Raw genomic sequence first — 16,950 nt, 5'->3', positions numbered from 1 at the left:
TCAGTTGCCCAATCCTTCCAACAGCTGCTGCCAGTAGTTGAGTGCTTCCACCCCGGTCGGAATGAGGAGCGGGTCGTCGGCGATGTCCGGGCCGGTCACCGCACCCGGCGTGGTTTGGTTCTGCAAGCCGAGGTCGTTCGGTCTCGGGGCCACCCGCGCGCCGCGCTGAGCATGGCCTTCGCCCGGAGGGCAGTAGAGCGAAAGGTTCGGCTGCCGGGGGCCGTAGTCCGGGATGGTGCGGCGCGGGGTGTCGTAGTAACACACCGGCCCCTGCGTGGCCACGAGCGAGAAGTTGCCCCGGTCACCCACGACAACCCGGTCGAGATCCTTCAAAGCCGCCGGAATCGACACGAGTCCGGCCGCCAACGCCGGGGTCCGTGGTCCCAGCACCTCACCGACCGTCACCAGGTTGGTGAGCAGGACACCGAAATTGTCCTCGATCGCCGCGAACAGCGCTTCGACGCGGGACAGGGCCTCCGGCGAGCGATCGAGCAGATACACGAGCGAGTCCTTGCTGCCCACCAGTTGGTCGGATACGTCGCGCACCGCCCCGACCGTGCCGGGGAACGACTCGGAGTTGGCGGCCAGCGCGTCGACGAGACCGAGTCCCTCGTCGAGCAGCGTCGCGAGGGCCGGCGCCCGTTCTTCCACCATCCGCGACAACGCGTCGGCGTTCTCGAGCAACGCCTGCAGTTCGGGACCCGTCCCTTCGAGGGCGGTTCCCCAGGTCGCGCCGAGGGTGATCAGAGAGTCTGCGTCCAGACTCTCGATCAGCGACGTCATCCGGATCAGCATCTGGTCCAGCCGAAGACTCTGTTCCTCGACCGGTACGAGGATTTCGTCGCCGGCAACGAGGTACGGGCCCTCGTCCGTCTCGGGTTCGATGTCAAGAGTGAGAATGCCGATCGCTGTTGCGGTGACCACCCGCGCAGTACTGCCGACCGGAATCTGCGTCCCCGGGTCCAGGGAGAGCACCGCGTCTGACCCGCGTCCGCCCGGTGCGACCTCGATGGAGTCGATTTCCCCCACAGCGACACCCCGGTACGTCACGGATGTGCCCGGACCGATCCCCCGCGCGTCGGACAGGTGTGCCCGGATGTCGATCGCCCCGCCGAGACTCTGCGGTCCCAGCACGTACCGGACACCGAAGACCGTCGCGAGGAGGCCGACGATCACGAACAAGGTGACCTGCACTTTCACCGAGCGGTTCACCGGATACCGCCTCGGAGCAGGTCCTGCAATCCCGTCGCGATGTCCGCCTGCGGCAACGGCACCGCCGGCCCGCCGTCGAGCGGTACCCCTCCGGTCACGAGCAGGTCGATGGCTGCGGGAATGTCGAAGGCGCCGTTGAAGATCAAGTAGTCGCCGGGTGTCGCGCGGCGGAAGCCGTCCATGAACCCCGTCATGTTGACGAGCGCCGCCTCCACGGTGTTGTTGAAATCCTTGATACCCGAAGTGATGTCGGCGAGGTCGGAGACCGCTCCCCCGATCGTGCCGGAGTCCTGCATCACCGCATCGACCGACGCGGACACCGCCGCGGTACTCGACACGAGCGTCGTCAGATCCTGCTGCTGCTCGGCGAGCAAGGTGACCATGCGCGAGCTGTCGTCGATACTGCGGTCGAGCAATTCCTGTTGCTGCGCAAGACGCCCGGACACCGACTCCACCGCGACGAGAGTGCGCTCGAAGTGCACGCTGTTCTCATCGGCCAGCGCCATCGTGGAGTCCAGGCGGGTGAGCATGTCGCGGATCTTCTCCCCGCGGTTGCCGAACGCGGCATCGAGTTCCGTGGTGATGGTGCGGAGCTGGTCGAGCCCGCTGCCGTTGACCACCTGACCGAGCATCGCGAAGGTTGCCTCGATGTCCGGACCCACCTCCGTCCGCTCGATCGTGTCGCCGTCGGACAGCGGCTCGGGTGACGGGTCCTCCGGCATGTCGATCTGCACGAAAGGGCTGCCCAGCGCGGACGGAAGTCGCACGGACGCGCCGATATTCGACGGGAGCTCGGCAGACGCCGACATGCTGAGATCCAGGTACGCGCGTGTGCCGTCCGTCCGCAGCGTGTGGACACGGCCCACGACGGCCTGCCCGGCACGCACCTCCGCTCCCGGGTCGATCCGGTCGGCGCTCTCGAAGACCGCCGTCACCGTGTACGTCTCGCCGGCTGCGGTCCGGCCGAGCGGGAGTTCGTGCAGGCTGAGACCGCACCCGGACAGCACCGTGATCGACGCCAGTGCCCCGGCCACGCGGAGACGCCCGATCATCGGGTGCCGCCTTCGTTCAGGGCACGGTCGAGTGCTTCGGGTACGAGATCTTCGTAGGGGTCGGAGAGATCGAACGGCACGGTGATGGGGTTGGTGAATCCCGCGCCGGTGCACAGCGGTAACGGTTCCTGCGCACAGAGTTCCTGTGCGCGCGGGAACTGGCCGATCTGCGTGGAGATGTTGAGCCGGATACGTGCCCGGCCGTCGGGTCCGATGGCGTTGTCGATGTTCTGCATGGTCAGAGGCAGTACGTCGAAGATCTCGGCGAGCCCGACCTCGTGGAGCGCAAATGTGTCGGTGAGCGTCTGCGCACTCGACATGATCTGTTCGATGTCGCCGCCGCGGTCGGCGAGCAGGACGTCGAGTCGGTCGAGCACGACGGTGAGTTGATCGACCGGGGTTCCGACGTCGAGATCCGCGCGCTGCAATTCCTCGCCCAGTTCGCCCATCCCCTCGACCAGGGTGGCGAGATCTCCCTCCTTCGAACGGACTGCCCCGAGCGCGACCGCGAGGTCGTCGATCACCCCGCCGATGTCTTCGGATTTGGCGCCGACGACCGAGGTGGCCTGGCTCAAGGCGACGATCGCGCGGTTCATGTCCTCGCCCGTTCCGGCGGTCGCGTCCGCCGCGACCTCGAGGGTCCGGCCGAGTTCGCCTCCCTCGGGGCCGAGCGCACCGGCGAGCATGTCGACGCTTTCGAGCAACTCGTCCCAGTTGATCGGGGCGTGACTGCGTTCGACTGGGATGACGTCGCCGTCCTGCAGGGTGGGGCCGTCCTGATACGCCGGCCCCAGTTCGATGAAGCGGTCGCTGATCACCGCCGGGTTCATGACGAAAGCCGACACGTCGGCAGGAAGAGTGACGTCGGTCGGGACCGTCATCGTGACCTCGACGACGCGCCCCGCCGGCCGCACCTCTTCGACCGTGCCGAGGGGCAGGCCGAGAACGGCCACCTTGCTCCCCGGATAGATGCCGTTCACCGACGCGAACTGTGCGACCACGGTTCTGGTGCGGTCGGGTCCTACGACGTACCAGGCACCGGCCGCGCACAGACCCAGGACGGCCGCGATCGCGATAACGCGTGTCAGCCACCTTCTTCCCGTCCCGTTCAATTGCACCCCTCCATCACGCCGACGGCGCACAACGCGTTGTCGGGAATCGGTCCGGCAGGGGCGTGCACGTCGACCCAGTTCCCGTTGCCGGACGCATCGGTCGCGGCGCGGAGGCCCGCGGGCAGCGTCGCGAGAATCCGGTCGATATTCGCGGCGTTGGCCTCGAGCGTCGCGGTGACGGATTCCAGATTCACGAGCAGCGCGTCGACCTCGGACGAGTTGTCGGTGAGGAACGCTGCCGTGGTGGCGGCGAGGCCGCGCAGATCCTCGACGAGACGGACCAGGGCCTCCTTGCGCGCGGCGAGGATGTCCACCACCGTCGTGGCATTGCGGACCAGAACCGAGACGTCCTCGCTCTGCGTGGCGACCACCGAGGTGAGCGACTTCGCGGAACGCAGCAACGACGTGATCCGCGCATCGTTGCGCACGATCATCTGCGACGTCGCTTCGACGCCTGCCAGTGCGTCGGTGATGTGCCGGGAGTCGGAGGGCATGGCGTCGGTCAGCGTCTGCATCATCGTTTCGATGGATTCGATATCGAGTCCTTCGCTCACAGCCTGTGCGTCCGTGGTCAATTCGTCGAGGCTGTAGGGCACCGCGGTGCGGGACAACGGAACACGGCCGCCGGTGAGTTCGCCGGCACCCGCGGGTGTCACCGAGAGATAGCGCTTACCCAGGATGGTCTTGAGTTTGATCTCCGCCGTGGTGCGGTCGCCGAGATCCTGTTTCCGGTCGATCCGGAAGTCGACCAGTATGTGGTCGCCTGCCATCTCCAGGCCCTCGACGCGGCCCGCCGGGACACCGGAGACGTAGACCGGGTCGTTGGGAGCGAGCCCCGCCGCGTTGGCGAATTCGGCGGTATACGACTGTGTCCTGACCAGATACGTCAACTGCGGAAGCGCCAGTGCACCGACCATCACGACCGCGACGACGACCATGCCGATCACACCGAGAAGGATCGGATTCGCATTCCGGTCGTGCCGTCCGGAGAAGATCGCCGCGATCGCGTCCCGCGTCTCGCGTGTCGCGCTCATCGGCACACCTCCGAGTAGGCGGTGCCGAGAAGGTTCGTCTCGAAGTCTCCCGACAGGACCGTGAAGTTGCACATGTAGAGGTTGAGCCAGCCGCCGTAGTCGCCGATCCGATTGAGGCTGCCGGCGAGCGCGGGCAGCCCCGCCATCGCCTCGTCGAAGTTGTCGGTCTGCGGAATCCACGCGTCGGTCATCACCCGCAGATCCGTCACCGCGGTATCGAGCGGGGTGACGGCGCCGGACATCAGTGCAGCAGTGGCCCGCACGGCCGAACTACCACGATCGACGAGTGCCGCGAGTTGTGCCTCGTCACCGGCGAGTGCCTGGCTCACGACCGCCATCCCGGAGATCAGGGACGAGACCTCCTCGTTGCGCCGATCGACGACGGTGACGAGTTGCTCGAGATTGGCGATCACCTCGTTGAAGACCTGCTCCTGTTCGACGACGTCCGCGCTGACCGAGGCAATGTGCAGAAGCAGGGATTCGAGTGTTCCGCCTTGCCCCTGGAACGCCTCCACCACGGAAACCGCGAGGGAATTGATGCGGGCGGGATCGATCGCCTCGAACAGTGGCTTGAAGCCGTTGACCAGCGCGGTGAGATCGACCGGCGGGGCGGTCTGCTCGAGGGGGATGGTCGCGTTCTCCTCGAGCACCACGCCTGTCGTGTCGGCGGGCAGGCGCAACGCGACGTAACGTACGCCGATCATGTCGCCGTAATTGACTTTCGCGGTGACGTCGGTCGTCAGTTGCCGACCGGATTCGATGTCGAAGTGCACTCGCGCACGCGAGCTTCCGTCGTCCTGCGGTGCGAACTCCACACGCGCGACCTTGCCGACACGGACTCCGGCGAGTGTCACGTCGCTGCCGGGAGTGAGCCCCTCGACATCGGTGAACTCGGCGGAGTACTCGCGGGTGGATCCGATGACGGGCTGGTCGAGGGTGTTCCCCACGACGACAGCGGCGAGCACTCCTACGACGCAGAACGCGCCCAGGCGCAGCATCGGTCCGGTCAGGGCACTCACGGGATGCTCACCTCCGCTCCACGAACGAACGGCGCGAGCAGCATCGACGCGGCTGCCGACGGGTCGTCACCGAACTCCGCCGCGTCGGGCGCGATACCCGCGGCGATCTGCTCGAGGTAACGGAGCGGTGCGCGCTCGGCCGATGCGGACCGAATCGAGGAGGGGTTCGGCGCAGGCGTCCGGACCGGATCACCGCAGTTCGCGCCGTCCATGCCCGGGTACCTCGGGCAGTCCGCTGCTGTGTACGGCATCGGGTCGGCGAAATCCGGAACTGCGGTGATGTTGAACCGGCCGGTCGAGAACACCCGGGCGCCGGCACCACCGAAGACGGACAGGTAGCGAAGGGTCTCGTCGAGGCCTGTGGTGTTGCCTGCGAACGCGCCCATCACCGGTGCCCCGTTCCGGACCACCGCGATCATGTTGCCGGTGTTGGCGGACAGCACAGCCGCGCCTTCCTGCCCGAGTGACGCGCCCCCGGACAGCAGTCGGCGGATACCGTCCTCCCGGTCCAGCACGACCTGGGACAGTTCGGACGCGTTCTGCATGATGGCGACGACATCGTCGGTGGCTGCGGAGATCGCTTCGTTCACAGTTGCGAGCTGGGGGGCCGCGGCGATACCCGAATCGACGAGCGGGCCGAGATCGGTTGTCAGCGTGGCCATGCGGTCGATCGTCTCCCCCAGGGCTGTTCCCCGACCCTGCAATGCCTGGCTCATGGCGTCGAGCGCGACCGAAAGCTGCTCGGGGCGAAGCTGTTCCATCAACTCGGCGGCCCGGTAGTACAGGTTCGCCAGTTGCACGGACTCCGAGGAGGTATCGACGCTCAGTTCCGCCCCCGGCTCGAGTCGCGGTCCGCGCTCGGGTTCCTCCGGCGGCACCAACTCGAGGAACACGTCGCCGAAGAGCGTGCGCGGCACGACGCGCACCCGTACCGACGCCGGAATCTCGGACATCTGCGCCGCGTCGATCTGCATCGTCAGACGGGAACTGGTGACACCGGCGTCGATTCCGGTGAGGCTTCCCACGTGCACACCCTGGTACTGCACCCCCGCGGAACCGAAGATCAGTCCGGCGTCGGCGGGAAGTGTGGCGGTGATGCGCGGATCCCGTGACAAGGACCCGGCACCGGATGCGACGAGCAAAACCCCGGCGACGACGAGGATCACGGTGGAGACCACACCGATCAGAGCGAGGACCGGGCGGGTCGGACCCGACATCTTGTTCGTCCGGCGTGGGGCGGCGGGCGCGGGCACTGGGCGCGGGACGAGGCGTGCGGACGTCACGAGACTCCCACCCCCGGGATGGTGGGCACGAGACCCCACAGGGCGAAGGTGAGCACGACGTCGGTGATCCCGATGGCCAGGATGCTCGTACGCAACGCCCGCCCTGCGGCACGGCCCACGCCCTCCGGTCCACCTGAGGCGTAGAAGCCGTACGCACAGTGCACGATCGCCACGATCATCGCGAACACGACTGCCTTGATCAGCGAATACCAGAGGTCGGCCGGGGAGAGCGCGAGGTGGAAGTAGTAGTCGTAGGTGCCGGCCGAGTTGCCCTGGAAGTTGACGACGACCAGGCGGGTCGCGACGAACGAGGCGAGCAACCCCACCATGTAGATCGGTACGACGCATACCGCCGCGGCGACGAGACGGGTGCTGGCGAGAAACGGGATCGACCGGACGGCCATCGCGTCGAGCGCGTCGATCTCGTCGGAGATACGCATCGCGCCGAGTTGTGCGGTGAAGCCGGTTCCCACTTTGGCAGCGAGCGCGATGGAGGCGACGACGGGGGCGAGTTCCCGGGTGTTGGCGATCGCGGACAGCATGCCGGACAGGGACGTCATGCCGATCAGCTCGAGTCCTCGCTGCGTTTCGACACCCACCATCATCGCGGCCACCGCGGACATCGCGAACACGATTCCGATCGTGCCGCCCCCGGCGAGCAGCGACGCATATCCGAAACTGACATCGCCGATGTGGTAGAGCACGTGACGGAAGTACCGCCGCAGGGCAATGGGGATTCCGGCGACCGCTTTCCCGGCGAACACAACCTGCCGGCCCATCGATGCGAACCCGTCGACGGTCGCGGCGACCGGGCGATGCGTCATCGAGCGCGCACGGGTGAAGGTGGTGTACGAGATCATCAGTAGGTGCCCACCGCGGGAACGAGCACGGTGTACATCTGGGACAGAACGGTATTGACGACGAACACCATGACGAACGCCAGCACCACACCTTCGTTGACGGCGTCGGCGACACCGCTCGGTCCGCCCTTGGCGTGGAGCCCCTTGAAGGAAGCGATCAGCGCGGACGTGACGCCGAAGCACGCGGACTTGAACATGGCCGTCGCGAAATCCGACAGTCGACCGTATTCGCCGAGGGTTCTCAAGAACGCCCCGCCGGACCCGTCGTTGAGATAGATCTCGTACAGGTAGCACGCGGTGACACCGACCAGCGTGACGAGGGAACAGAGCATGAGCGAGACGAGTACCGAGGCGAGCAGTCGAGGCACCACCAGTCGTTCGACCACGTTGAGTCCCATCACCTCCATCGCCTCGATCTCTTCCCGGATCGTGCGCGACCCCAGGTCTGCACAGATCGCGGAACCGCCGACACCGGCGAGCATGAGAGCGCACACCAGCGCGGCGGCCTGTCCGACCACGACGAACGAGACGATTGCGCCGGAGTAGGCGCCGGCGCCGAGTTGTCCCGCGAGCGAACCGACCGACACCGCGATCAGTACACCGACCGGGAGCATCAGCAGTAGTGCGGGACCGCTGCAGACCTTCGCGATGAACAGCGCCTGGGTAACGGTCTCGCCGAGCGAGAGACGACGGCGGAACAGGACGCGGGCCGTGGCAACCAGGGTTTCGAGAGAGAAGCCGACGAGCGCACCGACCTGGATCGCCAGATCGTGTGCCGGTCCCTTCGGTTTGGGCAGTTCGAACGTCATGTGCCCCCTCTCCTTTCACTGATCCACGGCCCGGTCCCGAACGCGACCGGGTGGCCGGTGCGGGAGGGTCAGCCTTGAATCACGGCGAACAATCCGCCGCGGAGTTGGCCCTTGACGACCTTGCCGCTGGCGTTGCGGGGCAACGCCTCGACGAGCACGACTTCCTTGGGGTGCTTGTACCGCGCCAAGTGGTCGTCGAGGTAGGGCTGGAGTTCCTCGATGGTGAGGTCGTCGGTGCCGGGTCCGAGCGCGAGCACCGCCACGGGGACCTCGCCCCACTTCGAATCCGGACGGCCGACGACAGCGGCTTCGAGAACCTTCGGGTGCCCGAAGAGGACGTTCTCTACCTCGGCGCAGTAGATGTTCTCGCCGCCCGAGATGATCATGTCCTTCTTGCGGTCGACGACGTAGACGAAACCTTCGTCGTCGACGCGAACGAGATCTCCGGAATGGAACCATCCGCCGTAGAACGCGTCCGCCGTGGAGGACGGGTTGTTCCAGTATTCGCGCATCATGGTCGGCCCGCGATAGACGATCTCCCCGACCTGACCCGGTTCGACGTCGTTCATCTCGTCGTCGACGACACGCGCCTGAATCGTGGGTATGACCCGGCCGACGGATCCGAGCTTGCGAATCGCGTCGTTTCCGTCGAGGACGCACGTGATCGGCGACATCTCCGTCTGCCCGAACACCGCGACATTGAAAGCATCCGGGAAGGATTCGGCCATTGCGCGGAGGATGGTATCCGAACTCGGCGCTGCGCCCCAGGAGATGTTGCGCAGCTTCAGCTTTCGCGGGTTCGACTGCTGGGCTGCGCACACGGCCTGCCACTGCACGGGAACCAGGAACAGACTGGTCACCTGCTCCGCTTCGAGTACGTCGAGGAGCACCTCGGGGTCGAACGCGCCGACGGGGTGGATCACCGTCGTCGTGCCGAGCATCAGGCTCGGTGCGATCGAACCGAGCGCCGCGATGTGGAACATCGGCGACGCACAGAACCCGATGCCGGATTCGTCGAAGAGGCGGAACGCCCGGATGCACGTGAGCGACTGGGCTTCCATGTTCGAATGTGTGAGCACAGCGCCCTTCGGGCGGCCGGTGGTTCCGGAGGTGTACATGATGAGCGCCGGCGTGTCGTTCGGGATCTCCACCGGCGTGCGGGCATCGCCGTCCTCGGCGACGAGGTCGTCGTAACTCACGGCGTCGCCCTCGGGTTCGGCACCGAGGGTGACGAAGAGTTCGATGCCTTCCGACTGTGCTCGCGCAGCGGCGGCGAGCGGGACGAGTGGCCCTTCGGCGACAATGGCTTTCGCACCGGAATCGGCGACGAGGAATGCCACCTCGGGCGCGGTCAAGCGGAAGTTCACGGGGACCGCTATGGCACCGAGCGCATTGGCGGCCAGTACCGTCTCGAGGTATTCGGGGCGGTTGAGCATCAGCACGATCACCCGGTCGCCGAAGCCGATGCCCCGCCGCGACAGCGCATCTGCCAGCTTGTCGATCCGTGCGTCCAGCTGAGACCAGGAGATGGATTCGCCCAGGAATCGGAGTGCGGTGCGGTCGGGAATCATCAACGCGTGCCGGGAGACCTGGTTGTTCCAGTTGTTGCTACGAAAACGCATCGACTCGGTGACAGTCGATCGGGTGCCGGTCGATCCGGGAGTGCCTGCGGGGGGCGCCATCGATAGGTCCTCTCGTGACGGGACAGGAAGGCGAACCGGTGGGAAGCCGAGCCTTCGATGTGCGAGGCACATTACAGGGGCGACGGTGGTAAGACCAGAGTTTTGTTAACGTAGATTCTCCACGGTCGAACACTGACAGAGCGCGATATCCCGAAAGGGAGCAGACCCGAACGACGCGTGTGTTATCCGCTTTCAGCAGCGGCTTTTCCGAATGGCACCGTGCAGCGTGGTGATGTCGCGGTCCGCGACTCACCGTCGGAAAGTGCACGACCTGTTGGAGTATTCCGGCTACGTGAAACGGGCGGGGCGCTTCTCCAGCATCGCCATGGCGCCCTCGGCGAAATCCGCCGAAGTGAGCAGTTCCACCTGACCTTCTTTCTCCCGCGCAAGCGCGCTGTCGAGCAGTGGGAGGGTCGCGGCGTTGAGTGCTTTCTTGGTGAGGGCCTGTGCGCGTCGGGGTCCCCGCGCGGTGCGCGCGGCCACCGCGTCCACGTGTGCCGCGAGTTCGTCGTCCGGCAGTGTCCGCGCCACCAGTCCGAAACGGTCGGCGTCCGCGCCACCGATGCGTTCGCCGAGCAGCGCCATCTCGGCCGCGCGAGCGCGGCCGATCGCGGCCGGAACGAGCAGACTCGCCCCACCGTCGGGCATCAACCCGATGTTCACGAAGGACAGCAGGAAGTATGCGCTCTCGGCAGCGTAGGTAAGGTCGGCGACGAGGGCTATCGACACTCCGACACCGGCGGCAGGACCGTTCACTGCCGCGATGACGGGAACGGAAACGTCGGTTATCGCGCGGATCAAACCGGTAGTGGCATCCATCGCCACGGTCGGGTCCTGCGGATTCGCTGCTCCCGCAGCGAGATCCGCTCCGGTACAGAATGCCTTGCCCTCACCGGTGATAACGATCGTGCGCACCCGGGTGTCGGTATCGGCCGCCGTCACCGCGTCGCGCAGCGCCGACAACGTCGCCAGATCGATCGCGTTCATTCGCTTGGGCCGGGAAATGGTGAGCCTGAGGATCCCGTCGGCGAGTTCGCAGCGGAGTCCCTCGACGGTGGACGTTGCGGTCATGCCCCCACCTCCGAGCCGGCGGCCACGAAACCCTGGAGCCGGCTGGTGATGATGTCCTCGGCTTCGGCGACCATGCGTGTGACGAGGTCCGACACCGTCGGTATGTCGTCGATCAGCCCCTGACTCTGACCCGCACTCCAGATTCCTGCGTCGAGGTCTCCGTCCTCGAACACCTTCCGGCCGCGGGCGCCCGAGACGAGATGCTGGATATCTCCGAACTCCGCTCCGCCCGACTCGATGTCGACAACCTCGCGACTGACGGCATTGGAGGCGACGCGGGCCGTGTTCCGGAGCGTCCGGAAAATGAGCTTGGTGTCGAGTTCGGTATTCCGGACGATCTGCTCCTTGACCTGCTGCGCTACCGGCGACTCGACCGTGCACATGAACCGGGTGCCCATGTTCACCCCTTCGGCACCGAGCGCGAGCGCGGCTACGAGACCGCGGGCGTCGGCGATTCCACCGGATGCGATCACCGGGATCGTGAGCTTGCGGGTAGCGGCCGGGATGAGAATCAGGCCCGGCACATCGTCTTCACCGGGGTGCCCGGCACATTCGAAGCCGTCGATACTCACCGCGTCCACGCCGATCCGTTCCGCTTTGACCGCGTGACGAACGCTGGTGCATTTGTGGATCACCTTGATACCGGCGTCCTTGAAAAAGGGAAGGTGGTCCGCGGGGTTGAATCCCGCTGTTTCGACGATCTCGATACCCGAGTCGACGATGGCCTGCCGGTATTCGGCGTACGGAGGCGGGTTGATCGAGGGAAGAATGGTGAGGTTGACACCGAACGGCTTGTCGGTGAGTTCGCGGGTCCGCTCGATCTCACGCACGAGATCCTCGGGGGTCGGCTGCGTCAGAGCCGTGATGAAGCCGAGCGCGCCGGCTTCGGCGACAGCGGCGACCAGTTCGGCGCGGCCGACCCACATCATGCCGCCCTGAACGATGGGATGTTCCACCCCGAACATCTCGGTGAATCGAGTCCTCACGGGTCCCCCTCGGATCCTGGATGTGCTTGTGTCCAGCACGATTCCCTACCTCAATTCCATGAATTGCATTGAGAATCGGTGTTAACTTTGGTGGCTCCTCCGGGGTTTGTCAATACGTTCTGTACTGCGGTTTTCCGCCGCTCGCGAGGAAGATGCGCGTTCCTTTCCCCAGGGTGCGGCTGTTACCTTTGAAACCGACCATCCCCCTACGGCCCCGGTCGTGGGGCCGCGCTCCACCCCATCCGAGGAGGCCCGGTGCCCGAACACGCGCAGGTCGAGGCGCGCAACCGCGCGGAGGCCGGCTCCGCCACTCCCGCACCGCGCCGCCGGCCCAAGAACCGGAAGGCGCAGATCGCCACCGTTGCCGCCGAGGCCTTCAGCGAACGCGGCTACCACGGAGTGAGCATCGACGAGATCGCGTCCGCAGTCGGCATTTCCGGTCCCGCGCTGTACCGGCACTTCCCGAACAAGTACGCGCTCTTCCACCACGCCGTCGCCACGCTCGCCGACGCGCTCGAAGGCGCACTGAACGAGCTCGATCCGGGGGACGACCAGGATCCGGCCGACGTGCTCGACCGGCAGCTCACCTCGCTCATCCGGACCACCGTCGACAACCGGCGCACCGGGGGTCTGTATCGCTGGGAGCGGCGGTACCTCACCAGCGACGACCGCAGCGTGATCCGCTCGAAGATGGTGGCGATCAACAGGCGGCTCGCGCATACCCTCTCCCGTCTGCGACCCGATCTTTCCGATTCCGACCACGTGTTGCTCAGCACGGCCGTGCTCAGTGTCATCGGCTCGATCACCACCCACCGCGCACCGTTGTCCACCCGTCGCATCCAGCAGTTGCTGCTCGATGCCTGCCGCGCACTCGCCGCAGTCCCCCTCGTACCGGATCTCCCGGAAGCCGACCCGGCGCCCGCACCCCAGGGCCTCACCATGGCGAACAAACGCGAAGTGCTGCTCCACGAGGCCGTGTTGCTGTTCGATGCCCGTGGTTACCACGAGGTGAGCATCGAGGAGATCGGGGCGGCGGCGGGCATCAACGCCTCCGGGGTCTACCGGCACTTTCCCAGCAAAGCCGAACTTCTCGCAGCCGCGTTCCGGCGCGCCGCCGATCGGGTGGCGGTGGCCGTGGGCGCGGCCCTGACCGAGTCGACGACACCGGCCCAGGCGCTCGAGACCCTCAGCGACTTCTTCATCCGGCTGTCGTTCGAGCACAGCGCACTGATGTCGGTGTATTTCGCGGAGATCGGGAACCTTCCGGCCCATCACCGCAGCGACCTGCGGAACATCCAGCGACTCAACATCGAAGACTGGGCGCGGCTCATCGGGGAACTGCGCAGCGACCTGTCGCCGGTGGAATGCCGCTTCCTCGTGCACGCGGCCCTCAACGTCGTGCTCGACACCGGCAACCTCCTGCGATTCCGGTCCACCGCATCCACGCGGCGCCGAGTGCAGCAGTTGATGCTCGCGATACTGCTCGGCACACCCCGGCCGGAAGCACAGCACGGATGAGCCGCACGGCGACAGCAGCAGTTCTCCGGACGTACGGGGCCCCGTTACAACTCGAGCACGTCAGCGTCCCCGATCTTCGTCCCGACGAAGTCCTCGTGCGCATTCGCGGCGTCGGAATCTGCCACACCGACCTCACCGCGGCGGCAGGGGGCGTCCCCATTCCGGTGCCCGCGGTCCTCGGACACGAGGGCGCCGGCATCGTCACCGAAGTCGGCACGGCGGTGACGCGACTCGCGGTCGGAGACGCGGTGGTTCTGGGTTTCGATTCGTGTCGGCAGTGCCGCAATTGCACACGCGGCCGACCCTCGTATTGCGCCCGCTTCGCCGGGCTCAACTACGGCGGTACCCGGAGCGACGGCACGACGGTTCTTCAGGACGCGAACGGCGATGCCCTGCACGGTAACTGGTTCGGGCAATCGTCCTTCTCGTCGCTGGCGGTGGTCACCGAGCGCAATGCGGTGCGGCTGCCCTCCGACGTACCGGTCGCTCTCGCGGGACCTCTCGGATGCGGGCTCGCCACCGGCGCGGGCACGGTCCTCCGGGTTCTTCGGCCGGAACCCGACTCGTCGATCGTGGTGTTCGGCCTCGGTGCGGTCGGGATGGCCGCGATCATGGCCGCCCGCATCGCGGAGTGCACCACCATCATCGGTATCGACCCCAACCGTCGCCGGCACGACCTCGCGCGCGAACTCGGGGCCACCGAGGTGACATCACCCGACGAGCACGACGACCTCGGCCGTCATCTCCGTCGTCGCACGGGCGGTGGAGCCGACTTCGCGGTCGAAGCCGTCGGGACCGAATCGGTTGTTCGGCAGGCGTTGTCGTCGTTGGGCAGTCCCGGCGTGTGCGCGACACTCGGCCTGCAGGCAGGCCGCAATCCCATCACGGTCGATCAGACGCATCTGCTCGGCGGGCGCACGCTGACCGGAGTGATCGAAGGCGACGCGGATCCTCATCGCTTCCTGCCCGAACTCGCGGACCTGTGGCGTGACGGCCGTTTCCCCGTCGAGAAACTGGTCCGTACGTTCGACTTCACAAAACTCGCCGACGCCCTCGATGCGGTGCGCTCGGGCGAGGTCGTCAAGGCAGTTCTGACCTTCGACAACTAGAGGAGACGACATGGACGTAGTTCGGCACGTCGCGGACCTTCGCGCCCGCACCGAGACAATCGATCCGCGCGAACTCGACGCGTTGTGGCCGCGTCTCACGCCGGCACGGATAGACGATCTCGTCGGATTCCGCTGGAAAGGGTTCAGCTTCGATACCGGCCATCGCACCCACGGGCTTCTCGGCGCGTCCCGGTGGTACGGGAAGACGTTCGTCTCACCGACCGAGGTGCAACCCCTGGTGTGCCGCGGTGAGGACGGGGAACTGTTCTCCGACAAGGAAACCGGTCGCGGAGAGGCGAGCCTGTGGGAAATCGTGTTCCGGGGCGAGGTGACCGCGACGATGGTGTACGACGGCATGCCCGTCTTCGACCACTTCAAGAAGGTCGACGACGACACGCTGATCGGTGTGATGAACGGGAAGGGAAAGCTCGTCTTCGACGGCGGAGAGCACTATTGGTTCGGACTCGAACGCGACGTGGCGCTCTGAGTTCTCCGTCAGATGAGATGCTGCTGCGCTGCCATGCGGCGGCGCATGTCGCGCAGGTAGTACGTCGCCGACAACTGCCGGATCGGCCTCGGGACGAGGCGATAGAGCGGGGGAAAGACCTTCCAGAAGAGGTCGAATCGGCGCTGGTCGCGCCGACTCCACGGAAGAGCGAACTCCTCGCGCAACCGTTGCGGCAGAAGTCCGATCGTCATGAACCGCTGCAGGGGCATCAGCGCGCGGACTGCGAGCGGGGCTTCGCCACCGGAAAGCAGGTGGCGCGTGAAGGCACGAACCTTCGCGTCCACCTCGAACGACGCGATCTTCTCGTCCCAGTACGCCTCGAAGTCGGCTCGCGTGGCCGGCCACATGTGTTCCTTGACCTGAAGCGCGGTTCCGTACACCGCCGATTGGCGATACAGGTGCTCGAGGTCGTTGTCGCCGAGTTCGCCGAACATGCGCGAGTACATCTCCGCACCGTTGCGGTACAGCGTCGCCGCCACCCACAGTTGGAGTTCAGGATCGAACGCGGTGTACGTCTCCGAATGCACCGGCACATGGGCCTTGTTGACCATCCGCACGATCTGCTGCTTCTCCTCGGGGGAACCGAGCGTGACCGCGTAGACGTAGGTCATGGTGGTCCGCAGCCGGTCGAGCGGCCGTTGCAACGTGGTGCTGTGCTCGGCAACGCCGTGCCCGACTCCTCGCTCCGCGAGTTGCAGGAGAACAGTGGCCGCGGCTCCGAGGAGCAACATGGACTCACCCACGAAATCGGCGAGGTCGACGGAGCCGGGCGGAATCGGACGGGACTCGGTGGCGACGCGGGGTGCGCCCTCTCCGGTGCGGGTCACCATGGGCTCTCCTGACGGGAATACGGATGCAGCACGGTCATTCGAATTGTGCACACCCGTGTTCAGATAGGCAAGCGCCGGTCCTACACCCCCGGCCGGTCCGTCACCACCCGCCGGCGATGCTCGACCAACCTCTCCGCCGCGTCGTCGAACTGCACCAGGGTCTGCGTGATCACCTCGTTGTGATCGCGGCCCCGCATCGCCTCGATGAGCTTGGTGTGCGCCGTGACCGCCTTCGTCCCCCACCCGGTGTCGCGTGCGTAGAGGCGGTACGGGATGACACGTGCCGCATTGTTGAGGAACCAGGCGAGTTTGGGACTGCCCGCGATGCGGTTGACCTCCCGATGGAAGTCGAACTCCGCGTCGGCGATCCGCTCCACATCCGGCACCGCGCCGCCGGGAAGAGCGACGAGCGAGCGCAACCGCTCGTTGAGTTCCGCGAGCCGCACGAGATCCTCGGCAGTGATCCGATCCACGGCGCGCAGCGCCAGTTCCACCGCGATCTGCCCCTGCAACCAGAAGATGTCGTCGATGTCGGACCTGTTCAGGGGCGAGACCCGGTATCCACGATTCGGCGCCGACTCGACCATTCCTTCGCCCCGCAGCGTGAGGAGCGCTTCGCGCACCGGCGTGACGCTGACCCCGAGTTCGGCGGCGGTCTCGTCGAGGCGGATGAAATCTCCGGGCCGGAGCGCGCCCGACATGATCGAGCCGCGCAGGTGCCCCGCGACCTCGTCGGACAACTGCGGTCGCCGCCGCATCGGCAACCCCGCCCGCGGCCGGATCCCGCCCCGCTCACTGGCCTTGTCGGTGCTCGGTGTGGGTGCCGACATATCGTCTCCTGAGGTAGTCCGGACAACTGCACACA

At 66.3% G+C, this 16,950-nt stretch carries 16 protein-coding genes; 3 read left to right on the top strand and 13 right to left on the bottom strand.

What is annotated here, in order from left to right; translation table 11 throughout:
• The 11 genes from HF877_RS18215 to HF877_RS18165 all read right to left on the bottom strand — a co-directional run bounded on the left by HF877_RS18215 (position 1) and on the right by HF877_RS18165 (position 12,120).
• Complete coding sequence (locus HF877_RS18215) at positions 1 to 1,212, bottom strand: MlaD family protein (RefSeq protein ID WP_169622601.1); 1,212 nt, start codon at positions 1,210 to 1,212, stop codon at positions 1 to 3.
• Positions 1,209 to 2,264 (bottom strand): MCE family protein, encoded by a 1,056-nt coding sequence (locus HF877_RS18210; protein ID WP_169622600.1) that lies wholly within the window; start codon positions 2,262 to 2,264, stop codon positions 1,209 to 1,211. Before HF877_RS18210 ends, HF877_RS18215 begins: the two co-directional genes overlap by 4 nt.
• Positions 2,261 to 3,382, bottom strand: a complete 1,122-nt coding sequence (locus tag HF877_RS18205) for an MCE family protein (protein WP_169622599.1) — start codon at positions 3,380 to 3,382, stop codon at positions 2,261 to 2,263. Before HF877_RS18205 ends, HF877_RS18210 begins: the two co-directional genes overlap by 4 nt.
• Complete coding sequence (locus tag HF877_RS18200; RefSeq protein ID WP_169622598.1) at positions 3,373 to 4,410, bottom strand: MCE family protein; 1,038 nt, start codon at positions 4,408 to 4,410, stop codon at positions 3,373 to 3,375. The genes HF877_RS18205 and HF877_RS18200 overlap by 10 nt, the downstream gene beginning before the upstream one ends.
• A complete protein-coding gene (locus HF877_RS18195) occupies positions 4,407 to 5,429 on the bottom strand; it encodes an MCE family protein (protein ID WP_169622597.1) in 1,023 nt (340 codons plus the stop codon). Before HF877_RS18195 ends, HF877_RS18200 begins: the two co-directional genes overlap by 4 nt.
• A complete protein-coding gene (locus HF877_RS18190) occupies positions 5,426 to 6,712 on the bottom strand; it encodes an MCE family protein (RefSeq protein ID WP_346765228.1) in 1,287 nt (428 codons plus the stop codon). The genes HF877_RS18195 and HF877_RS18190 overlap by 4 nt, the downstream gene beginning before the upstream one ends.
• Positions 6,709 to 7,572, bottom strand: a complete 864-nt coding sequence (locus HF877_RS18185) for an ABC transporter permease (protein WP_169622596.1) — start codon at positions 7,570 to 7,572, stop codon at positions 6,709 to 6,711. Before HF877_RS18185 ends, HF877_RS18190 begins: the two co-directional genes overlap by 4 nt.
• Complete coding sequence (locus tag HF877_RS18180) at positions 7,572 to 8,381, bottom strand: ABC transporter permease (protein WP_169622595.1); 810 nt, start codon at positions 8,379 to 8,381, stop codon at positions 7,572 to 7,574. The genes HF877_RS18185 and HF877_RS18180 overlap by 1 nt, the downstream gene beginning before the upstream one ends.
• Before the next feature lie 68 nt (positions 8,382 to 8,449).
• On the bottom strand, positions 8,450 to 10,063 hold the full coding sequence (gene fadD5, locus HF877_RS18175; protein WP_169622594.1) for a fatty-acid--CoA ligase FadD5: 1,614 nt from the start codon (positions 10,061 to 10,063) through the stop codon (positions 8,450 to 8,452).
• A 288-nt stretch (positions 10,064 to 10,351) separates the two neighbouring features.
• Positions 10,352 to 11,134, bottom strand: coding sequence for an enoyl-CoA hydratase (locus HF877_RS18170; protein ID WP_169622593.1), 783 nt, complete (start codon positions 11,132 to 11,134; stop codon positions 10,352 to 10,354).
• Positions 11,131 to 12,120, bottom strand: a complete 990-nt coding sequence (locus HF877_RS18165; protein WP_346765227.1) for a nitronate monooxygenase family protein — start codon at positions 12,118 to 12,120, stop codon at positions 11,131 to 11,133. The genes HF877_RS18170 and HF877_RS18165 overlap by 4 nt, the downstream gene beginning before the upstream one ends.
• Before the next feature lie 255 nt (positions 12,121 to 12,375).
• Between HF877_RS18165 and HF877_RS18160 the strand changes: the two genes are divergently transcribed.
• The 3 genes from HF877_RS18160 to HF877_RS18150 are packed head-to-tail and all read left to right on the top strand — an operon-like array spanning position 12,376 to position 15,234.
• Positions 12,376 to 13,638, top strand: coding sequence for a TetR/AcrR family transcriptional regulator (locus HF877_RS18160; RefSeq protein WP_169622592.1), 1,263 nt, complete (start codon positions 12,376 to 12,378; stop codon positions 13,636 to 13,638).
• Positions 13,635 to 14,747: an NAD(P)-dependent alcohol dehydrogenase gene (locus HF877_RS18155; protein ID WP_169622591.1), complete on the top strand. Its 1,113-nt coding sequence runs from the start codon at positions 13,635 to 13,637 to the stop codon at positions 14,745 to 14,747. Before HF877_RS18160 ends, HF877_RS18155 begins: the two co-directional genes overlap by 4 nt.
• Positions 14,748 to 14,757: 10 nt before the next feature.
• Positions 14,758 to 15,234 carry a DUF4334 domain-containing protein gene (locus HF877_RS18150; RefSeq protein ID WP_169622590.1) on the top strand — a complete coding sequence of 159 codons (477 nt, stop codon included), beginning with the start codon at positions 14,758 to 14,760 and terminating at the stop codon, positions 15,232 to 15,234.
• 8 nt (positions 15,235 to 15,242) lie between these two features.
• Here HF877_RS18150 and HF877_RS18145 read toward each other — a convergent pair whose 3' ends face one another.
• Positions 15,243 to 16,085: an oxygenase MpaB family protein gene (locus tag HF877_RS18145; RefSeq protein ID WP_169622589.1), complete on the bottom strand. Its 843-nt coding sequence runs from the start codon at positions 16,083 to 16,085 to the stop codon at positions 15,243 to 15,245.
• Positions 16,086 to 16,165: 80 nt separating this feature from the next.
• Positions 16,166 to 16,843 (bottom strand): GntR family transcriptional regulator, encoded by a 678-nt coding sequence (locus HF877_RS18140; protein WP_169622641.1) that lies wholly within the window; start codon positions 16,841 to 16,843, stop codon positions 16,166 to 16,168.
• Positions 16,844 to 16,950: the final 107 nt, after the last annotated feature.

The organism is Rhodococcus sp. BL-253-APC-6A1W (assembly GCF_012843405.1).
Classification (GTDB): Bacteria; Actinomycetota; Actinomycetes; order Mycobacteriales; family Mycobacteriaceae; genus Rhodococcus.
The sequence above is the reverse complement of the archived record's forward strand: the minus strand, read 5'-3'. Positions and strand labels throughout refer to the sequence as shown.